This window comes from Gilliamella sp. Choc6-1, assembly GCF_001690385.1.
Taxonomy (GTDB): domain Bacteria; phylum Pseudomonadota; class Gammaproteobacteria; order Enterobacterales; family Orbaceae; genus Gilliamella; species Gilliamella apicola_A.
On record NZ_LZHI01000022.1, the window covers coordinates 1 to 17451 of the forward strand.

The window sequence follows — 17451 nt, forward strand, 5'->3', positions numbered from 1 at the left end:
CCATGCCGAACTCAGAAGTGAAACGCCGTAGTGCCGATGGTAGTGTGGGTATTACCCATGTGAGAGTAGGGTGCCGCCAGACTTTTTAAATTATAGAGAGCCCAGCAGAGATGCTGGGCTTTTTTACGTCTATTAAATAAATTATATAAATGTATGTTAAATAGAATTTATTTAATGTGTAATATGATAAAATCAGTATAGGAATATAATGAAAACATTAATAGCTTTTAATAAACCGTTTAATGTTGTCACTCAATTTTCGCCTCATGAAAAATATCAGACACTAAAAGACTTTATTCCTTTACATAAGTACATGCAATTTCTATTTCTTAGACCTCACCATTAAAGTCATATATTTCATTAATCGTTTTAAAGGTTTACGGTTGCACTCTAAACATTGCAACATCTTATTGAAAATAGAGCTTTATAAAGATTAGATTTCAAAATTCATTTAGTAGAATCTTTTCAAACTACTTTAGTTATTTTTATTAGTTAATATCTGAAGTTTTTAGTCCATTCACTTTTTTCCTCATTTATAAATAGTTGAGTTAGCTATATATGTATGGAATAATTGTTTAATTCTATTCCACTCTTGCTGTTTTTTATATGAATACAATTAATATTCTACATTTTCATATTTAAGTTCTTTTTTATTTTTATTGTGTTATATAATAGAAATTTTCTTATTCATTTTTTAGCATTATCACGGCTTTCTATTCGCATTACACGGTAAATTATTGCATAATACACAATGTATAAAATACTGATTGTAAATTAGGAATAATTATGGAACTTCTTTGTCCTGCTGGCTCATTGCCATCACTTAAAATTGCTATTGATAACGGAGCTGACGCTGTTTATATTGGTTTAAAGGATGATACCAATGCTCGGCATTTTGCTGGTTTAAATTTTAATGAAAAACGATTAATCGAAGCTTCTGATTATGTGCATAAACGGGGTAAAAAACTTCATATTGCGATTAATACTTTCGCACATCCTAATAATTTTCATCGGTGGCAACATGCGGTAGATATAGCAGCCAATATTGGTGCTGATGCCCTTATTATTGCTGATTTAGCTATCCTAGATTATGCTGCTGAAAAGTATCCTAATATCGAGCGCCATGTTTCTGTGCAAGCTTCATCGACCAATGAGGAGTCAATTAAGTTTTACTATAATAATTTTCAGGTACATCGCATTGTTTTACCGCGTGTACTTTCGATGCATCAAGTTAAACAGTTATCACAAGTTTCACCCGTTCCGCTTGAAGTGTTTGCTTTTGGTAGTTTGTGTATTATGGCGGAAGGTCGATGTTATTTGTCATCTTACTTAACTGGCGAATCACCTAATACCGTTGGCGCTTGTTCGCCTGCCAAATTTGTTCGTTGGGAGGAAACAGAGAAAGGACTGGAATCAAGATTGAATAATGTGTTAATTGATTGTCATAAGAAAGGCGAAAATGCAGGCTATCCAACACTATGTAAAGGTCGTTATTTTGTTGGAGATGAGCTTTATCATCCGATCGAGGAGCCAACAAGTTTAAATACCATTGAGCTATTGCCTGAACTGTTTGCCGCAAATATCGCATCGGTTAAAATAGAAGGTCGTCAGCGTAGCCCAGCTTATGTCGAGCAAGTGACAAAAGTATGGAGACAAGCTATCGATCGCTATAAAGCCAATCCGCAATCGTTCCAAGCAGAACAACGTTGGATAGATACGCTAGGTTCGGTGTCAGAAGGCACACAAACAACATTAGGCGCTTATCATCGTAAATGGCAATAAGGTGAGTTAGCAATAGATAATGTGCTAACAGCATCAAGGTAAATCATTGAAAAAGATCTAACATAAATATAGTGAGCAAAACCATGAAATACGCATTAGGACCAGTGCTTTATTATTGGCCTAAAACTGAAACAGAAGCTTTTTATTACTCTGCTAAAGAGAGTCAGGCGGATATTATTTATATGGGTGAAACCGTTTGTACTAAACGTCGTGAAATGAAAGTCGCTAATTGGCTTGAGCTGGCAAAAGAGATCGCAAAATCAGGCAAGCAAGTTGTGCTGTCAACATTGGCTTTGCTTGAGGCTCCATCGGAACTTAATGAGTTGCGGCAATTAATAAATAATGGTGATTTTTTGGTTGAAGCCAACGATTTGGCGGCAATTAACATTGCACAAGAACATAAGTTGCCGTTTGTTGCTGGCCCAGCCATTAACTGTTATAACGCTTTAACTTTAAAATTATTACAAAAACAAGGTATGGTTCGCTGGTGTATGCCGGTTGAGCTTTCTCGTGATTGGTTGAGCAATGTTCTTAAACAGCTTGAGAGTTTAAATATCGCACGAAATTTTGAAGTTGAAGTCTTCAGCTATGGTTATTTACCTTTGGCTTATTCAGCTCGCTGTTTCACTGCAAGATCGGAAGATAAGCCTAAAGATAAATGCGAAACTTGTTGTATTAAGTATCCTGTTGGACGTGAGGTGTTTTCGCAAGAACAACAGAAAGTATTTGTGTTAAACGGCATTCAGACTCAAAGCGGTTATTGTTACAATTTGGGAAATAATTTAAAAGAGATGAAAGAATTGGTCGATATTATTAGAATTTCACCGCTTGGTATTGAAACACTTGATATTATTAAGCTGTTCAAAGCTAACGAAGATGGATTAAATCCACTGCAAATTGAACATAACCGAGATTGTAATGGTTACTGGAATGGGATTGCCGGACTTGAACTTACTCAATAAGCATTTTCTGCCTGAACAGTTTCGGGGAAATTTTCCTGCGCTTAATAGTGAAAGCGTATATCTTGATTCGGCAGCAACAGCACTTAAACCGCAAGCCTTGGTCGATGTAACACTAATGTATTATGCCAAGAATACAGCTACTGCAAAACGTAGTTTACACCAAGATGCTTTGCAAGTAACTGCAACAATTGATAAGGCTAGACAAAATGTTGCTGATTTAATTCATGCTAATAGTAGTGCTGAAATTATCTGGACACGGGGTGCAACCGAGTCAATTAATTTAATTACACAAAGCTATGCCCGCTCGTTGTTACAACCTGGTGATGAAATTATTGTGAGTGAATTAGAGCATCATAGTAATTTATTACCTTGGTTGATTGTGGCTAAGCAAACAAGGGCTAAAGTCATAAAATGGTCGTCCGATGTTAATGAATTATCGTCGTTAATGTCAGAGAAGACGAAAATTGTTGCAATCACCCAAATGTCAAATGTAACAGGTTTTTGTCCTGATTTGTCTGCAATTAGTTGTATTGTTCATCAATATGATGCTGTTTTAGTGGTGGATGGTGCGCAAGGTGTTGTTCATCATGCAATTAATGTTAACCAGTTAGATATCGATTTTTATGTCTTTTCTGCCCATAAATTGTATGGTCCAACGGGGCTTGGCGTTTTATATGGTAAAAAGGCATTACTTGAGCACATGTCGGTTTGGCATGGTGGTGGTAAAATGCTAAAAAGCGCTTCGTTTGATGATTTTATTCAAGAAGATATTCCTTATAAATTTGAAGCTGGCACACCTAATATTGCAGGTATTGTTGGTTTTGATGCCGTACTTGAGTGGTTAAAAAGTTGGGATAATAAGCAAACAGAAAACTACACAAAACAGCTAGCTTATTACGCAAAATCACAACTAAACCAATTTGCAGGTATTCAATTTTATAGTGTGGATGATAGCTCGATAATCACTTTTAATATCAATAATATTCATCATAATGATATTGCTATTTTGTTAAGTGAACAAAATATTGCCATCCGTACTGGTCAGCTTTGTGCACAGCCTTTGATGAATAAATTAGGATGCCACGGAGTGGTTCGTGTTTCATTGATGCCATATAATAATCAGCAAGATGTGGATAAACTTATTTCAGTATTGCAAAATGCAATTGAAATATTAGAGTAATTTTATACTGAAACGTATAGTTTCCTGAAACTTTTTTACAAACAGTTAACCGTAAATAGGTCAATATTATGCTATCACAGCAAAACTTAACCGAATTATTCGCAAAGCAACATAATTGGCAAGATCGTTATCGACAGTTAGTGATGTTAGCAAAGCAATTGCCTGATTTTCCTGAAGAGCAAAAGACAGCGCAAAATCAAGTCAATGGCTGTGAAAACCGAGTTTGGTTGACTTATCAAAAACAGACAGATAATACCTATGTTTTTAGTGGTGATAGTGAGGGTCGAATTGTAAAAGGTTTAATGGCAATTTTAGTGATTATTGCTAATAATAAAACTGCCAAAGAAATTCTCTCAATCAATTTTCAATCCATATTAAATGAATTTAAAATAACAGCTGAACTCAGCCAATCACGATTGCATGGGTTGGTGAAATTAATCGAGCGCATTCAATCTATAGTATAATAATTAATCTTCTGGATAAGTAAATAGCATTATTACTTTTTTAACACCGCTGACTTTGCTTGCAACTTCAGCGGCAACCCTACCTTCTTCTTGCGTGACGATGCCCATTAAAAAAACTTCACTGTTTTCGGTAACTACTTTGATTTTTCTTGCTTTCGTATCTGCATTTAGTATAAGTTGCGATTTAACTTTTGTTGTTATCCATGTGTCATTTGTGATTGTGCCTGCACCAATAATTTTTCCAATACGGATTTGATTAAATATTTTTTTTATACCGTCAATTTCAGCGACTAGACTTTCAGCCTTCATACTTTGCTCATTATTTCCTTGACCAGTTAAAAGGACATTGCTGTCATAAACACTTGTTGAAATCCGTGAACCAACAAATTCTGAGGCATTATCTTTTAGTTTCATACCAATTTTGGAATTAAGTGTCGTATCGTCAACTTGTGTTCCAGCTGTTCGAGGATCGCTAGCAACCTTTGCTGTGGCTGTGGCACCCGCACCAATTACTGCTGCAACACAGCCTTGTAACATTAATGCACTTGACATTAAAATTACTGTTAAGGCAAATTTTTTCATTATAACTCCTTCAATTTATGGCTAAGCAATATGTAGACAAAGATAGAATTACATTTCATTATGCCTTGGGGAAAGTAATTTGCAAAATAATTTTATTGTTATTTTAATGATAATAATTTAATTTCTACCAAAATAAATAGCTTAGAAAATAATGGCACAATTTCTCTTTACAACTACAATATGCTATCTTCTTATATTAAACAATATAGTTGTGTTTATTAGTTTAAGTATGGATCAAGATTTTATTTATTGGCTTTATGGTTTATCTGCACCAATGGCGCAAGCTAGGGAATTGATTCTTGAGAGGCATGCACCTTTGATATGATTGCTGATGGACATGCTCTCTAGATATTATCTAATGTATTGTCGATTTACTGAATTAGACAGGTATAAATACAAGATAATCATCAAAAAGTGTTATTAGAATTAGTTGAACAAACTTTTTATGTATGTGGCTATAGTGGCTTCGTAACTGGGGTTATGTGCGTATAGGATATGTGTTAAGTATTGGTATTACCAATAAATATATTACCGAATAAAAAACACTATGGATTTTCTTAAGAATAGCTGTTGGTTCTCAATATTTTTATTAATCGTGGATAACTATTTTACTGGTTAGTCGATTGGATTTGAATTTTGGGAAACACTCAATAATAAAGAAAATCTTGAAGCATTATGCGGTGAATTAAGCCGAGTATCATAAACACATACCATGAAAATATTAATTAGAGACAAGGATTCATCTTGATAAACACAAATTAATTGTTTGTGGTGCCTAAATCAATATCGATTGAATAATGCATAAACTCTCTGAATAATATAATAATTGTCTATTGTTTAGATTATATACTAGCGATTACCAGAATTGCAAAAATGATACTAAAGATTAGTAAAATAGGTTTATTTATAATCTTTAAATATAATTATTTTATTCGTTAATTTTTGTAATTTGACTAATAAGTTTACCTTTTTTCAGCCTTGTTACTATAATGTCACCAATAGCAACTTGCTCAGAGCGACGAACTACTGTGTTGTCTTGGTTCGTGGTAACTGAATAACCTCGTTCAAGTGTAGCTAGAGGACTAACATTATTAAGTTGAGAGGTTTGTAAAATAAATTGATGTTGTGATATTGTTAACCTTTGTTTAATTAAATTGATTAGTTTCTGTTTTTTTTGCCATGTAACTTGCCCTAGATAAACAATATTATTTTGTGGAGATACTCGTAATAATCGTTTATCAAGTGCATTATAGCGATTTGACAGTCTGATCAAATATTGCTGAATATTTTTAGATAATGAATGGCGATAAGTTAAGAGTTGACTCAATTGTTTTTCTAGCTTTGTTTGTGGATGTTGAGTTTGCAATTGATGTCGCCATTTATTGAGTTTTTCTCGACACTGCATTAAATAATAATCCATTGCCATGGATAAATGCTGTTCTTGAGTCTGCAAACGTTTCTCTTGTTCTAAGCTATCTTGGCTAACAAGCTCTGCTGCCGCAGATGGCGTTGCTGCTCTTACATCAGCCACAAAATCGGCAATCGTAAAATCAATTTCATGCCCAATGGCACTGACAATAGGTAATTGACTTGCAAAAATAGCTCTTGCCACCACTTCTTCATTAAATGACCATAAATCTTCAATCGCCCCCCCACCCCGACCAACTATTAAGATGTCACATTCTTGACGAATGTTGGCAATGTGAATCATTTTAGCAATTTGCTCGGCTGCTTCGATACCTTGTACTTGTGTTGGGTAAATAATTAAATGCAAACTCGGATCTCGGCGTTTTAATATCTGACAAATATCATGTAATGCCGCACCTGTTGATGAAGTGATAATTCCAACTGTGCGAATATTTTTAGGGAGTGGCTTTTTGTAAATAGCATCAAACATTCCTTCATCAGAAAGCCGTTTTTTTAACTGTTCAAATTTTTGTTGTAATAGCCCGGCACCTGCTGGCTGAATTTTATCAATAACCAGTTGATATTCACCACGAGCTTCGTACAAGGTTACTGTTGCTCTAACTAAAACCTGTTGTCCATTTTGTGGAGTAAAACCTACCCGAAAATTACTGTTGCGAAACATCGCACAACGAACTTGTGCGCTATCGTCTTTTAACGAAAAATACCAATGACCTGATGATGGACGTGAAAAGTTAGAAACTTCTCCCATTAACCAGATCTGCCCAATTGCATCAGACAGTAAATCTTTAACGATTTGATTAAGATCTTTGACCGATAAAACCGAGCTATTTTGCATGTGATGATCCTTTATTGTGATGATACAGATTTATACTAAATCAAATTTAGCCCAAATTGGAGCATGGTCAGAGGGTTTTTCCATTGCTCGAATAGCATAATCAATCCCTGTTTGTTGACAGTGTGCTAGCAATTTTTGACTAGCTAAAATTAAATCAATCCTAAGACCAGTATCTGTTTCAAACCCTTTTGAGCGGTAATCGAACCATGAATATTCTTGCTTTGTTGGATGTTCGTTACGGTAAGTATCAATAAAGCCAAGTGACATTAAATTGTTGATCCATTCACGCTCTTGCGGCAAAAATGAACATTTACCTGTACGAAGCCAACGTTTACGGCTTTCTTCTGAAATACCAATATCTAAATCAGTTGGACTGATGTTCATATCCCCCATAATTAAAGTTAATTGATTATTTAATTGATATTCTTGTAAATAATTATTCAGATCTTGATAAAATTTACGTTTAGCTGGGTATTTAGTTTCATGATGTAAACTTTCACCTTGCGGAAAATAACCATTAATTACGGTTAAATTCCCTTTACTAGTAGGTAATTCGGCCATAATTAAACGGCATTGTGCTTCATCCCCATCGGTTGGAAAACCGCATTGTACCGACAGAGGTTTTTGCTTTGTTAGTAAAGCAACTCCGTAATGTCCTTTTTGCCCATGATAGTTTAGGTAATAACCAAATGGTTCAAGCTCAGCAATAGGAAACTGGTTGTTATGGACTTTCGTTTCTTGTAAACCAATTACATCAGGCTGGTATTTATCAATAATAGCTGCTAATTGGTGAATTCGGGCACGAAGGCTGTTAATATTAAATGAGATAACATTCATGTTGATTTATTGTCTTGTATTTGATGTTCTAAATACGCATCGTACCAAAAATACGTTATACTGTTAAGCTATTACAGAAAAACAACTCTTTGTGATAATAAGGAACTATCCAATATGTTTAAGGAACTACTTGCCTTACGCGATAAAATTGATGAAGTTGATCAATCTATTTTATCTTTAATTATAAAGCGATTAGCGTTAGTTGCCGAAGTTGGCGAAGTAAAAAGCAAGTACGGTATTCCCATCTATGATCCTCAACGCGAAGCCGATATGCTAGCTAAAAGACGGCAAGAGGCTAAAGAGCAAGGTATTTCTCCTGTTTTAATGGAAGATATTTTACGTCGTTTGATGCGTGAATCTTATATTAGCGAAAATGATAAAGGTTTTAAAAAAGTCTATAGTGGTCAAGGATCAATAGTGATTGTTGGTGGTAATGGGCAAATGGGGCGATTGTTTGCTCGTTTATTTACCTTATCTGGGTATCAAGTTAAAACATTAGGTTCAAAAACGATGCATCAAGCAGCCGAAGTGGTTACTGATGCAGCGGCAGTTATCATGACGGTACCTATTAACAAAACTTGTGAAATTATTAAACAGCTACCACCATTACCCAAAGATTGCATTTTAACGGATCTTACATCCATAAAGGCTAAACCTCTCCAAGAAATGCTTGATAAGCATCAAGGTCCTGTCGTTGGTTTACATCCAATGTTTGGTCCGGATGTTCCGAATTTAGCAAAACAAATTATTGTTTATTGCCAAGGGCGTGATCCCGCCAAATATCAATGGTTAATTGAGCAAATGCGAATTTGGGGTGCTAATTTATGTGCAATTGATGCTAAAGAACATGACAAATGTATGTCGTTCATCCAAGCATTACGTCATTTCACTTCGTTCTCATATGGTGTCAATTTACAACGAGAACAAGCTGATTTAGAGAAATTGATCGTACTTTCTTCTCCTATTTATCGACTTGAGCTGATGATGATTGGGCGATTGTTTGCTCAAGATCCTGAGCTGTATGCCGATATCATTATGGCATCAGATGATAATATCGAATTAATCAAACGTTATTATAATTGCTTTGGAAAAATGGTTGAGGTTATTGAAGAGCGCGATAAAGCTAAATTTGTTGATAATTTTAATGAAGTTTCCAAATGGTTTGGTAATTATGCCAAGCATTTTATAAAAGAAAGCCAAGCTTTATTGAAATTGGCTAATGATAATCGTGAATAATTCGTATGAAATTTTTTTGAAGGATAATGAAAAAAACTAATTATTGATAAGAGCTGCCTAAAAAGTAGGTCTGAGTATGAGGAAAAAAATGTCTAATCGAAAATATTTTGGTACAGATGGAATTAGAGGTAAAGTTGGGCAGTATCCTATTACGCCTGACTTTGCGCTCAAATTAGGTTGGGCAGCTGGACGAGTTCTTGCTAAAGATGGTGTAAAAAAAGTATTAATCGGTAAAGATACCCGTATTTCTGGCTATATGCTTGAATCAGCACTAGAGGCAGGTTTTGCTTCAGCTGGTGTTGCCGCCGCCTTTACTGGACCAATGCCGACTCCTGCTATCGCTTATTTAACGCGAACATTTAGGGCTGATGCCGGCGTTGTTATTTCTGCATCACACAATCCTTTTTATGATAATGGTATTAAATTTTTTTCAACGGAAGGGAAAAAACTTGATGATGCCATTGAATTAGAAATCGAAGCTCAGCTTGAAAAAGAGATTGACTGCGTCGAATCTAAACAACTTGGACGAGCAAGTCGCATAACCGATGCAGCAGGTCGTTATATCGAATTTTGTAAAAGTACTTTTAATCACGATTTAAGTTTAGCAGGGCTTAAAATAGTTGTTGATTGTGCAAATGGTGCTACCTATCATATTGCGCCAAAAGTATTACGAGAGCTTGGCGCAAAAGTCATTAAAATTGGTTGCGAACCTGATGGTGTAAATATTAATGAAAATTGTGGTGCTACTGATATAAGAGCTCTTGCTAAATGTGTTATTGATGAAAAAGCAGATTTAGGTTTCGCCTTAGATGGTGATGGAGATCGCATCATTATGGTTGACCATAAAGGGAGAAAAATTGATGGTGATTTAATTATTTATATCATTGCACGAGAAGCATTAAGACAAGGACAATTAAAAGGTGGTGTTGTCGGAACGTTGATGAGCAATATGGGGCTTGAAATAGCACTTAAAAATCTTGGTATTCCATTTGTTAGATCAAACGTTGGTGATCGTTATGTCCTTGAAAAATTAATTGAAAAAAATTGGCGCTTAGGTGCTGAAAATTCTGGTCATGTATTATTATTAGATAAAACCACAACCGGTGATGGCATTATAGCTGGTTTACAAGTTTTAACCGCTATGATCCGTAATGATATGTCTTTAGCTGATTTATGCAGTGGCATGACCATGCTGCCTCAAATATTAATTAATGTGCGATTTTCAGCAAAAGATGATCCTTTGATTAAACCAACGGTAAAATCAGCTATTGAACAAGCAGAAAAACAATTAGGTAACCAGGGGCGCGTTTTAATCCGTAAATCGGGAACAGAGCCTCTTATACGTGTTATGGTTGAAGGTATCGATGAACTTGAAGTACAAAAATTAGCTGAATTTATCGCTACTGCTGTTAAAGCTTAAAAAAGGATATATTTCTATCAGCTCATTGAGTGATTAATGGACTTTTTTTTCATAACGTAATGGGGTAAGTTATGTACTCTTAACAAAAAATTAGTAAAAAGTGTCTAAATTCTTAATTTAGTTAATCAAAGGTTGACTTACTATAGGGATTTGGGTTTAAAATAGAAGCTTATGGTTATTACAGCGATTGTTTATACCTTTTAAAGGTATAAAACATAAGTAATATTTTTATATTTAAGAATAGGTAAGAAGGTTATATGGCAGTCTCCTCTCCAGCTTCACCGCAGGCTTATATAAAACACCATCTTGAAAATTTACAAGTGGGGTCAGGATTTTGGACATTTAATCTTGATTCATTATTTTTTTCAATAATACTTGGTGTTATTTTTCTATGGATTTTCCGTTGCGTTGCAAAGAAAGCCACCAGTGGTGTTCCAAGTAAATTGCAATGCGCTGTTGAAATGATTTTCGAGTTTGTTAATAATACAGTAAAAGACATGTTTACAGGGCAAAATAAACTTATTGCGCCTTTAGCTTTAACAGTGTTTATCTGGATCTTCTTAATGAACTTAATGGATCTTATACCCGTTGATTTTCTACCTTATGCGAGTCAATACTTGGGTCTTTCTCATTTAAGAGTAGTACCAACAGCTGATGTCAGCATTACCATGTCAATGGCTTTAGGTGTTTTTTTCTTAATTATCATTTATTCTATCAAGTACAAAGGGATTTCAGGGTTTATTAAAGATTACACACTTCATCCATTTAATCATTGGGCCTTTGCGCCAGTAAACCTTGTACTTGAATTAGTTGGTCTTTTAGCTAAACCGTTATCTTTAGGACTTCGACTTTTCGGTAATATGTATGCAGGTGAACTTATTTTCATTCTAATTGCTGCATTGATACCATGGTGGTCACAGTGGGTATTATCATTACCTTGGGCTATCTTCCATATTTTAATTATTACATTACAAGCATTTATTTTTATGGTGTTGACGATTGTCTATTTAGCAATGGCATCGGCGACGGAAGAACATTAATTTCAATATTTTTTATAGTTAACTGGAGTATATAATGGAAATTTTATATGTAGCCGCAGGCATAATGATGGGGTTAGCTGCTGTTGGTGGTGCAATTGGTATTGGTATTCTAGGTGGTAAATTTTTAGAAGGCGCCGCTCGCCAACCAGAATTAATACCTATGTTACGAACCCAATTTTTCATCGTTATGGGATTAGTTGATGCAATTCCAATGATTTGTGTAGGTATTGCATTATTCATCATTTTTGCTGTCGCAGGTTAATAATAATTTAAGAGGAATTGTCTCATGAATATGAACGCAACTCTCCTCGGCCAAGCAATTACATTTGTATTATTTGTTTGGTTCTGTATGAAGTTTGTTTGGCCTCCTGTTATTAGTGCAATTGAAAAACGCCAAAAAGAGATAGCAGATGGGCTTGCTTCAGCAGAAACAGCAAAAAAGGATTTGGAATTAGCCAAAGCAAATACATCTGACATAATGCAACAGGCTAAGGTTGAAGCTAATGCAATTATTGAGCAAGCGAATAAACGCAAAGCAATCATTCTTGAAGAAGCAAAACAAGAAGCTTCTCGCGAAAGAGAACGGATTGTTGCTCAAGGATTTGCCGAAGTAGAGGCTGAACGAAAACGAGTTAAAGAAGAGCTCAAACAGCAAGTGGCTACACTCGCAATTGCTGGTGCAGAAAAAATTATTCAACGTTCTGTTAATGAAGCCGCAAATAGCGACATCATTGATAAACTTGTAGCTGAACTATAAGGAGAATAGAGCAATGGCTGACTTAATTACAATTGCTCGCCCTTATGCTAAAGCTGCTTTTGATTTTGCGATAGAAAAAAATAACATCGAATCATGGCATAAAATGTTAGTGTTAGCATCTAAAGTGAGCAAAGATGCTCAAATAAGAAGTGTTTTAACATCTGACATGAAAGCTGATTCAGTGGCTAACTTACTCATCAACATCTGTAAAGATGTGTTAGATGAGTTTAGCACTAACTTTATTAGGATTATGGCTGAAAACAAACGGTTATCGCTTCTTCCCGAAGTATTAATTTTGTTTGAGCAATATTGTTTAGAAAAAGAGGCCCAAGCAGATGTTGATGTTATTTCTGCCAATGAGCTAACCAATGAACAACTTAATAAAATTTCTGTCGCTGTCGAAAAACGTTTATCACGAAAAGTAAAACTAAAATGTTATATAGATAAATCGCTCATTTCTGGTTTTATTATTCGTACGGGCGATATGGTTATTGATAGTAGTATCAGAGGGCGTTTAAATCGTTTAAATGACGCTCTACAGTCTTAAGGGGACTGATAATGCAGCTAAATTCAACTGAAATAAGTGAACTAATTAAAGAGCGAATAGCTCAATTCAATATTGTGAGTGATGCTCACAATGAAGGAACTATCATATCTGTAAGTGATGGTATTCTTCGAATTTACGGATTAACCGATGTAATGCAAGGCGAAATGATTGCATTACCAGGGGGCCGATATGCAATGGCATTAAATCTTGAAAGAGATTCAGTCGGTGCAGTGGTCATGGGACCATACGAAGATTTGTCTGAAGGAATGAAAGTGCAATGTACTGGTCGTATTTTACAAGTTCCAGTCGGCGAAGGTTTATTAGGCCGTGTTATTAACACATTAGGTGAGCCAATTGATGGTAAGGGTTCGATTCAGCATGATGGCTTTTCACCAGTTGAAGTCGTTGCCCCTGGTGTTATCGAACGAAAATCTGTTGACCAAGCATTACAAACTGGTTATAAAGCCGTTGACTCAATGATTCCAATTGGACGTGGTCAGCGTGAACTTATCATTGGTGACCGCCAAACGGGTAAAACAGCACTTGCTGTCGATGCAATTATCAACCAACGTGATTCAGGTGTAAAATGTATCTATGTCGCCATTGGTCAAAAACAATCGACCATTGCCAATGTTGTACGCAAACTTGAAGAGCATGGGGCACTTAAAAACACGATTGTGGTTGTGGCATCAGCGTCTGAATCAGCTGCACTACAATACTTAGCACCCTATGCTGGTTGTGCAATGGGTGAGTACTTCCGTGACCGTGGTCAAGATGCGTTAATTGTTTATGATGATTTATCTAAACAAGCTGTTGCTTATCGCCAAATTTCGTTATTACTTCGTCGCCCACCTGGACGTGAAGCTTATCCTGGCGATGTATTTTATCTTCATTCTCGTTTACTTGAACGTGCAGCTCGTGTTAATGAGACCTATGTTGAAGAGTACACTAAAGGTGAAGTTAAAGGGAAAACTGGCTCATTAACAGCATTACCAATTATTGAAACTCAAGCTGGTGACGTTTCAGCATTCGTACCAACTAACGTAATTTCGATTACTGATGGTCAGATTTTCCTTGAAACTAGCCTATTTAACTCAGGTATCCGCCCTGCGGTTAACCCTGGTATTTCGGTTTCACGTGTGGGTGGTGCTGCACAAACTAAGATAATGAAAAAATTATCAGGTGGTATTCGTACTGCGCTTGCACAGTATCGTGAATTAGCTGCGTTCTCTCAATTTGCATCAGACTTAGATGAAGCAACAAGAAACCAATTAAGTCACGGTGAAAAAGTAACAGAATTGTTAAAACAAAAGCAATACTCGCCAATGACTGTTGCTGAACAATCAATAGTACTTTATGCTGCTGAGCGAGGTTACCTTGAAGATGTAGAATTGGCTAAAGTATTACCGTTTGAAACAGCACTACTTGCTTATGCTCATAGTCAATATGCTGATTTTATCAAATTAATCGATGAAACTGGCAATTACAATGATGAGATTGAAACTAAGCTAAAAGAATTACTTGAAAGCTTTAAATCAACTCAAACATGGTAAGGGTGAGGTAAAAAATGGCTAATGCAAAAGAGATTAGAACAAAAATTGCCAGTATCCAAAGTACGCAAAAAATCACTAAAGCAATGGAAATGGTTGCCAATTCTAAAATGCGTAAGACGCAAGATAGAATGGCGGCTAGTCGACCATATGCTGAAATGATTCGTGAAGTAATTGGACATTTAGCGTTAGCTCAGATAGGAACCAGACATTCTTATTTAGAAGAAAGAGATGTGAAAAGAGTTGGCTATCTTATTATTTCAACCGATCGTGGTTTATGTGGTGGTTTAAATATTAATCTTTTTAAAACTGTCGTTGCTGATATGTCAACATGGCAGGAAGAGGGTGTTGAAACTGATGTGGCTTTAATTGGTTCTCGAGGTGTTTCATTCTTTTCATCTGTAAAAACGAACATCTTAACTCAAGTAACTAACTTAGGGGACGAACCAAATTTATCTGATTTAATTGGTCCAGTAAAAACAATGCTTGAAGCATATGACAACGGAAAAATTGATAGATTATATATTGTTACCAATAGATTTATTAATACCATGTCACAAAAGCCAACAATACAGCAGTTATTACCATTACCACATTCAGAAGATAAAAAACTTAATGCTTCATCATGGGATTATATTTATGAGCCGGATGCTAAATCACTATTAGATGTAATTTTACGTCGCTATATTGAATCACAAGTTTATCAAGCTGTGGTTGAAAATCTAGCGAGTGAACAAGCAGCAAGAATGGTGGCTATGAAAGCGGCAACCGATAACGGTGCAAACTTAATCAATGAATTACAAATTGTGTATAACAAAGCACGTCAAGGTGCAATTACCAATGAGTTGATTGATATTGTATCTGGTGCAGCCGCTGTTTCTGGTTAATGCTAAATATATTGGCTTATAGTTAAGAAAAAGACGTAGAGGAATAAAAATGGCTACTGGAAAGATTGTCCAGATCATCGGTGCGGTGGTTGATGTCGAATTCCCAGAAGATGCAGTACCAAAGGTATATGATGCATTAGAAGTGGAAACTGGCACTGAGAAATTAGTTCTGGAAGTTCAGCAACAATTAGGTGGTGGTGTTGTTTGTTGTATTGCAATGGGATCATCTGATGGCTTAAGACGAGGGCTTAAAGTTGTAAACACTGGTCACGGTATTGAAGTACCTGTAGGTACTAAAACGCTAGGGCGTATTATGAACGTGCTTGGTGAACCTGTTGATAAAGCAGGTCCTATTGGTGAAGAAGAACGTTGGGCGATTCACCGTGCTGCCCCAACCTATGAAGAACTTGCAAACTCAACTGAATTACTTGAAACAGGTATTAAAGTTATCGACCTAATTTGTCCATTTGCTAAAGGTGGTAAAGTTGGTCTATTTGGTGGTGCTGGTGTAGGTAAAACCGTTAATATGATGGAGTTGATCCGTAATATCGCTATTGAACACTCAGGTTACTCAGTGTTTACTGGTGTGGGTGAACGCACTCGTGAAGGCAATGACTTTTACCACGAAATGAAAGAATCAAACGTACTTGATAAAGTATCATTAGTTTACGGCCAAATGAATGAGCCACCAGGAAACCGTTTACGTGTTGCGTTAACTGGTTTGACTATGGCTGAAAAATTCCGTGACGAAGGTAAAGATGTTTTATTATTCATCGATAATATTTATCGTTATACCTTAGCTGGTACCGAAGTATCAGCGTTATTAGGTCGTATGCCATCGGCAGTAGGTTATCAACCAACATTAGCTGAAGAAATGGGGTTACTACAAGAACGTATTACTTCAACTAAGACTGGTTCGATTACTTCAATCCAAGCGGTGTATGTGCCAGCAGATGACTTGACTGATCCATCACCAGCAACAACCTTTGCTCACTTAGATGCGACAATCGTATTAAGTCGACAAATTGCTTCTTTAGGTATCTATCCGGCAGTGGATCCATTAGATTCAACTAGTCGTCAATTAGATCCTTTAGTTGTTGGTCAAGAGCACTATGATTGTGCCCGTGGTGTTCAGTCAATTCTACAACGTTATCAAGAATTAAAAGATATTATTGCTATTCTTGGTATGGATGAGTTATCTGAAGATGATAAATTGATCGTTGCTCGTGCACGTAAAATTCAGCGCTTCTTATCTCAACCATTCTTTGTTGCAGAAGTATTTACTGGTTCAGCAGGAAAATATGTACCTTTAAAAGATACGATCAGTGCATTTAAAGGAATCATGAATGGTGATTATGACCATATTCCTGAACAAGCATTCTATATGGTTGGTTCAATTGATGAAGCGATTGAGAAGGCAAAATCTCTCTAAGAGATTCATTGAACGAAGATCGTATTAATGGAGATCGTATTATGGCACTAACTTCCTATCAATTAGAAGTTGTTAGTGCTGAATCTCACCTGTTTTCGGGTGATGTTCAGCGAATCAGAGTCACAGGTAAGGAAGGTGAACTTGGGATTTATCCTGGCCATACCCCTTTACTCACAACCATAAAACCAGGCATGGTCGGCATTGTGAAAGCGGATGGTGAAGAAGAGTTTATCTATCTATCTGGTGGCATCTTAGAAGTACAACCTAACATCGTAACTATCTTGGCAGATACTGCAATTCGTGGTGAAGATTTAGATGAAGCAAGAGCACAAGAAGCAGTAAGACAAGCACAAGAACATATTAATCATCCAAGCGATGATATGTCATTTGCACAAGCGTCTGCCGAATTATCTAAAGCCTTGGCAAAAATTCGCGTTATCGAATTAACACGCCGTATTGGTCAATAATCGACTGTTTTTCAAGAGCAGAAAAATTACCGGGCTACAAAGTTT

17 protein-coding genes, 1 rRNA gene and 1 pseudogene are annotated in these 17451 nt (G+C 36.1%); 16 read left to right on the forward strand and 3 right to left on the reverse strand.

Going from position 1 to position 17451, the window contains the following annotated elements:
- The 6 genes and pseudogenes from rrf to csdE all read left to right on the forward strand — a co-directional run.
- Nucleotides 1-82: ribosomal RNA gene (gene rrf, locus A9G36_RS10475) — 5S ribosomal RNA — on the forward strand; the annotation flags it as partial.
- 126 nt (nt 83-208) lie between these two features.
- A pseudogene (locus A9G36_RS09985) lies at nt 209-304 on the forward strand (pseudouridine synthase); the annotation flags it as partial.
- 482 nt (nt 305-786) lie between these two features.
- A complete protein-coding gene (gene ubiU, locus A9G36_RS02360; protein ID WP_034947751.1) occupies nt 787-1782 on the forward strand; it encodes a ubiquinone anaerobic biosynthesis protein UbiU in 996 nt (331 codons plus the stop codon).
- 83 nt (nt 1783-1865) lie between these two features.
- Nucleotides 1866-2744 (forward strand): U32 family peptidase, encoded by an 879-nt coding sequence (locus A9G36_RS02365; RefSeq protein WP_065569291.1) that lies wholly within the window; start codon nt 1866-1868, stop codon nt 2742-2744.
- Nucleotides 2713-3924: a cysteine desulfurase CsdA gene (csdA, locus tag A9G36_RS02370; protein WP_065585357.1), complete on the forward strand. Its 1212-nt coding sequence runs from the start codon at nt 2713-2715 to the stop codon at nt 3922-3924. Before A9G36_RS02365 ends, csdA begins: the two co-directional genes overlap by 32 nt.
- Before the next feature lie 68 nt (nt 3925-3992).
- The gene (gene csdE, locus A9G36_RS02375) at nt 3993-4388 is read left to right on the forward strand and encodes a cysteine desulfurase sulfur acceptor subunit CsdE (RefSeq protein ID WP_065574133.1); all 396 of its coding nucleotides are present in this window, start codon (nt 3993-3995) and stop codon (nt 4386-4388) included.
- Nucleotides 4389-4391: 3 nt separating this feature from the next.
- Here the strand turns inward: csdE and dolP are convergent, their stop codons facing one another.
- The 3 genes from dolP to xthA all read right to left on the reverse strand — a co-directional run bounded on the left by dolP (nt 4392) and on the right by xthA (nt 8070).
- Nucleotides 4392-4970: a division/outer membrane stress-associated lipid-binding lipoprotein gene (dolP, locus tag A9G36_RS02380; protein WP_065569294.1), complete on the reverse strand. Its 579-nt coding sequence runs from the start codon at nt 4968-4970 to the stop codon at nt 4392-4394.
- Between the two features lie 928 nt (nt 4971-5898).
- The gene (gene xseA, locus A9G36_RS02385) at nt 5899-7233 is read right to left on the reverse strand and encodes an exodeoxyribonuclease VII large subunit (protein WP_065585358.1); all 1335 of its coding nucleotides are present in this window, start codon (nt 7231-7233) and stop codon (nt 5899-5901) included.
- Between the two features lie 30 nt (nt 7234-7263).
- Complete coding sequence (xthA, locus tag A9G36_RS02390) at nt 7264-8070, reverse strand: exodeoxyribonuclease III (RefSeq protein ID WP_034947767.1); 807 nt, start codon at nt 8068-8070, stop codon at nt 7264-7266.
- 114 nt (nt 8071-8184) lie between these two features.
- Here xthA and tyrA point away from each other — a divergent pair, with 114 nt between their 5' ends.
- From tyrA to A9G36_RS02440, 10 genes are all read left to right on the forward strand, one after another.
- Complete coding sequence (gene tyrA, locus A9G36_RS02395; RefSeq protein ID WP_065585359.1) at nt 8185-9306, forward strand: bifunctional chorismate mutase/prephenate dehydrogenase; 1122 nt, start codon at nt 8185-8187, stop codon at nt 9304-9306.
- A gap of 88 nt (nt 9307-9394) precedes the next feature.
- Nucleotides 9395-10726, forward strand: a complete 1332-nt coding sequence (gene glmM / locus A9G36_RS02400) for a phosphoglucosamine mutase (protein ID WP_065569297.1) — start codon at nt 9395-9397, stop codon at nt 10724-10726.
- Between the two features lie 257 nt (nt 10727-10983).
- Nucleotides 10984-11766 carry a F0F1 ATP synthase subunit A gene (gene atpB, locus A9G36_RS02405; protein WP_034947779.1) on the forward strand — a complete coding sequence of 261 codons (783 nt, stop codon included), beginning with the start codon at nt 10984-10986 and terminating at the stop codon, nt 11764-11766.
- 34 nt (nt 11767-11800) lie between these two features.
- Complete coding sequence (gene atpE / locus A9G36_RS02410) at nt 11801-12028, forward strand: F0F1 ATP synthase subunit C (RefSeq protein ID WP_442902649.1); 228 nt, start codon at nt 11801-11803, stop codon at nt 12026-12028.
- A 24-nt stretch (nt 12029-12052) separates the two neighbouring features.
- Nucleotides 12053-12523, forward strand: a complete 471-nt coding sequence (atpF, locus tag A9G36_RS02415) for a F0F1 ATP synthase subunit B (RefSeq protein WP_034947786.1) — start codon at nt 12053-12055, stop codon at nt 12521-12523.
- A 13-nt stretch (nt 12524-12536) separates the two neighbouring features.
- The gene (atpH, locus tag A9G36_RS02420) at nt 12537-13070 is read left to right on the forward strand and encodes a F0F1 ATP synthase subunit delta (protein WP_065574132.1); all 534 of its coding nucleotides are present in this window, start codon (nt 12537-12539) and stop codon (nt 13068-13070) included.
- 11 nt (nt 13071-13081) lie between these two features.
- On the forward strand, nt 13082-14623 hold the full coding sequence (atpA, locus tag A9G36_RS02425; protein WP_034947791.1) for a F0F1 ATP synthase subunit alpha: 1542 nt from the start codon (nt 13082-13084) through the stop codon (nt 14621-14623).
- A gap of 14 nt (nt 14624-14637) precedes the next feature.
- Nucleotides 14638-15507, forward strand: coding sequence for a F0F1 ATP synthase subunit gamma (atpG, locus tag A9G36_RS02430; RefSeq protein WP_034947795.1), 870 nt, complete (start codon nt 14638-14640; stop codon nt 15505-15507).
- Between the two features lie 49 nt (nt 15508-15556).
- On the forward strand, nt 15557-16939 hold the full coding sequence (atpD, locus tag A9G36_RS02435; protein WP_065574131.1) for a F0F1 ATP synthase subunit beta: 1383 nt from the start codon (nt 15557-15559) through the stop codon (nt 16937-16939).
- 41 nt (nt 16940-16980) lie between these two features.
- A complete protein-coding gene (locus tag A9G36_RS02440; protein ID WP_034948095.1) occupies nt 16981-17406 on the forward strand; it encodes a F0F1 ATP synthase subunit epsilon in 426 nt (141 codons plus the stop codon).
- Nucleotides 17407-17451 lie beyond the last annotated feature (45 nt).